Origin of the sequence: Streptomyces sp. NPDC058620 (assembly GCF_042717135.1) — a bacterium.
In the GTDB taxonomy this organism is placed as follows: domain Bacteria; phylum Actinomycetota; class Actinomycetes; order Streptomycetales; family Streptomycetaceae; genus Streptomyces.
The window spans coordinates 1-3,992 of record NZ_JBHXQO010000125.1 but is presented as its reverse complement, the minus strand read 5'-3'; the positions used below and the strand labels follow the sequence as shown (position 1 = coordinate 3,992).

1 protein-coding gene is annotated in these 3,992 nt (G+C 69.5%); it reads right to left on the bottom strand.

What is annotated here, in order from left to right:
• Positions 1-3,992 (bottom strand): amino acid adenylation domain-containing protein (locus tag ACFWSK_RS37420; RefSeq protein WP_383796561.1); only part of this gene is annotated, 3,992 nt, incomplete at both ends.

The following is a 3,992-nucleotide window of genomic DNA, read 5'->3' as shown; positions in this document are numbered from 1 at the left end:
TGCCACACCGCGAGCATCGCCACCACCATGTCCGCGCCACGCGGCAGACACAGCGCCACCACCGACTCCGTACCCACCCCCACCCCACGCAGATAGTGCGCCAGACGATTCGCCCGGCCCACCAACTCCCCATAGGTGAGCGAAACCTCGCCGCACGCCAGCGCAACCGCCCCGGGGGCCAACGCCGCACGCTCAGCAATCAACTCATGCACACCACCCACCACCGGCAACGACACAGCCGTCGCATTCCACCCACGCACCAGCCGCTCATGCTCGGCCTCGGTCAGCACCGGCAGCTCACCCAGAGGCCGGCCCGCATCAGTGGTCAGAGTGTCGAGGAGCGCGACGAGATGACCTGCTATCCGCTCGATCGTGGCTGCGTCGAACAGGGCGGTGCTGTACTCGATCGCTCCGGACAGTGCACCCCCGCCATCCATCAGCACGAGTCGCAGGTCGAACCGGTTGGTCATGCTGGTTCCGGTGTCGTCCATGAACGACTCGGGGTCGATGGAGTCGTCGCCCACGAGATCGTCGGTGGAACGGCCGTCCTCGGTGAAGTAGTTGAACAGCACCTGGAACAGCGGACTGCGCGACCGGTCCCGCTCCGTGACGAGTTCGTCCACCAGCTGCTCGAACGGCAGATCCTGGTGCGCGTAGGCGCCCAGAGCCACCTTCCTCACGCGCCCCAGCAGCTCGGCGAACGAAGGGTCGCCGGAAAGGTCGGTGCGCAGCACGAGCGTGTTGACGAAGAATCCGATCAGGTCCTCGGTCTCGGCACGGTTCCGGTTCGCGACCGGTGTGCCCACCACCACGTCATCCGTCCCCGCGTACCGGCCCAGCAGCACGTTGAAGGCGGCGAGCAGCGTCATGAACATCGTCGTGCCGTGTTCACGGGACAGCGCCCGCAACGCAGCCATCGTCGGTTCCGGGACCTCGAACCGCTTCGTCGCACCGACTGGTGACCACATCGCGGGTCGCGGGCGGTCAGTGGGCAGCTCCAGTGTCGGCGCCCCACTCAACTGCTCCCGCCAATAGGCGCGTTGCGCGTCGAGTACGTCGCCGGTCAGCCGCTGCCGCTGCCATACCGCGAAGTCCGCGTACTGGACGGGCAGGGGCGGCAGGGACGGCACGCCGCCGTCGCGCAGCACGCCGTACAGATACATCAGTTCGCGCTGGAAGATGCGCGTCGACCATTCGTCGGAGACCACGTGGTGCATCGACAGCGCAAGGACGTGTTCGTCGGCCGCCACCCGGATCAGCATGGCGCGGATCAGTGAGCCGTCGGAGAGGTCGAACGGCGTCGCCTCGTCCGCCGCGACGAGCTTCTCGGCCACGAGGAACGGAGCGCCCTCGGCCGACACGTCGATCATCGGCAGCATGAAGGCCGACGGTGGGGCAATCACCTGGTGCGGCACGCCGTCCGCACCCGCGACCAGACGGGTCCGCAGCACCTCGTGCCGTGCCACGACCGCGGTCAGGGCCGCTTGGAGGGCGGCAATGTCCAGGTCGCTGCCCATCCGCACCCGCATCGGCAGGTTGTACTCCAGCGATCCGGGCTCCAGTCGGTCCAGGAACCACAGCCGCTGCTGGGCGAACGACAGCGGCAGTACCTGGTCCCGGTCGACGGGCGTCACCGGCTGGAGGTCGGGCCGCTCGGCAGACCCCGCGATCGACGCGGCCAGGCCACGCACGGTCGGGTGGTCGAAGAGTGCTGACAGCGGGACCTCGGCACCAAGGACGTTCCGTATCCGGGAGACCACCTGGGTGGCGAGGAGTGAATGCCCGCCCAGCTCGAAGAAGTTGTCCTCCGCGCCGACCCGGTCGATGCCGAGGACGCGGTTCCAGATCCCAACGAGCAGTTCTTCCACGGCGCCGGAGGGTGCCACGAACGTGTCCGCTTCAGGGCGGTTGATCTCCGGTTCCGGCAGCGCGGCCCGGTCCAGCTTCCCGTTGGGGGCCAGCGGCAGGTCGGCCAGCTCGACGAAGACCGAGGGGACCATGAACTCGGGGACACTGAGCCGCAGGTGCTCGCGCAGGTCGGCGACCGCGGGAATCCCTTCGGCGTGGTCGGCCGGCACCAGGTAGGCCGCCAGACGGCGGTCCTCGCCCTCGCCCCAGGCGGTGACCACCGCGGACCTCACACGGGGATGGCCTGCGAGTACCTCCTCGATCTCTCCCGGTTCGATGCGGAAGCCGTGGACCTTCACCTGCTGGTCGATACGACCAAGGAATTCGAGTCGCCCGTCGGCGCGCCAGCGCACCTGGTCGCCCGACCGGTAGGCCCGGGAGCCGTCACCCGCGAACGGATCGGCCACGAACCGCTCCGCGGTCAGCGCGGGCCGGTCGCCGTAGGCACGGGCGAGGCCCGCACCCGCGATGTACAACTCACCCGCGATACCGACCGGCACCGGGTTCAGCCGCTCGTCCAGGACCATCAGCCGTACGTTCGTCAGCGGCAGTCCGATCGGCACGAGCCCGCCGGGCGACCAGTCCGTCGTACCGCCCGTCCCGCCCGAACGTGCGCACACGGTGCTCGCCGCGTCGATGGTGTTCTCGGTCGGGCCGTACAGGTTCGCCACGACCGCCGTGGCGTTCTTCGCGTAGAAGCGGGCCACATCGGCCGCCGCCAGCGCTTCACCTCCACAGAACACCGCACGCAGCGCGGACAGGGACGACGGCCATGTGTGGGAAACGAACAGCTTGAACAGCGACGGGACGAACTGCACCACCGTGATCCGCCGGGACTCGAGGAGGTCCACCAGGTAGTCGAGGTCGCCCTGTCGTCCCGGGGCGGCGAGGACCAGCTCGGCACCGTTCGACAGCGGCCAGAGGAGCTCCCACACCGAGGCGTCGAACGTGAGCGGCGTCTTGTGGAGCACGCGGTCCGCCGCGGTCAGCTCGTGCTGGTCCTGCATCCACGACACACGGTTCACAACACCCCGATGGGTGATCTGCACGCCCTTCGGGCGACCGGTCGAGCCCGAGGTGTAGATGACGTACGCCAGCTGCTGGGGGTGGACCGCCACGTCGGGCGACGTGGCCGGCCGCGTCGCGAGGGCTGTGCGGGTGGCAGGGTCGTCCAACCACACCACGGTGTCCAGCGCGCCACCCGCGGCAAGGTCGGCCGCGACCCGACGGTGGCCGACCAGGACGGTGGCGCCACTGTCCGCGAGCATGAACTCCAAGCGGTCTGCCGGATAGCCCGGGTCGAGCGGCACATACGCCGCCCCGGCCTGCCAGACCGCGAGGACCGCGGCGACCATGTCCGGGCCGCGCTCCAGGCAGAGAGCCACGGTGAACTCGGCTCCCACGCCCACGTCACGCAGATGGTGGGAGAGACGGTTGGCGCGCGCCATCAACTCCCCATAGGAGACGGTCTCTTCGCCCGACACGACAGCCACCGCGTCCGGCGTCGCGAGCGCCCGTTCGGCGATCAGCTCGTGCATCCCGCTCACCGGAGGCAGGGGGGCCGCGTTGTCGGTCCACTCGTGCAGGAGCTGGTCGCGCTCGACTGCGGTCAGGAGCGGCAGATCACCGATCCGCCGGTCCGCGTCGTCGTCGGCGACGGCCTCCAGGAGCGTGACCAGGTGCCCGGTCATCCGCTCCACGGTCGTGGCGTCGAACAGTGCGGTGCTGTACTGGATCTCTCCGGCAAGAGAACCGTCCCCCTCGCCCTCGCCCAAGGTGACCATCAGGTCGAACTTGACCGGCAGCGACTCCGGTACGAACCCGGAGCGGGCGCCCTCCGGGGCCGGTTGCGCAGCCGGGTGGCCGTCGGATCCGGCATCCGTGCGGCGGGCGGTGGACCCGGTGGGCTCCTCGGCCACATAGCTGAAGAGCGTCTGGAAGAGCGGGGTACGAGACCGGTCGCGCTCCGTGACGAGGTCGTCCACCACCTGCTCGAACGGCAGGTCCTGGTGCGCGTACGCACCGAGTGCGGTCTCGCGCACGCGGCGCAGGACCTCGCTGAACGTGGGGTCGCCGGACAGGTC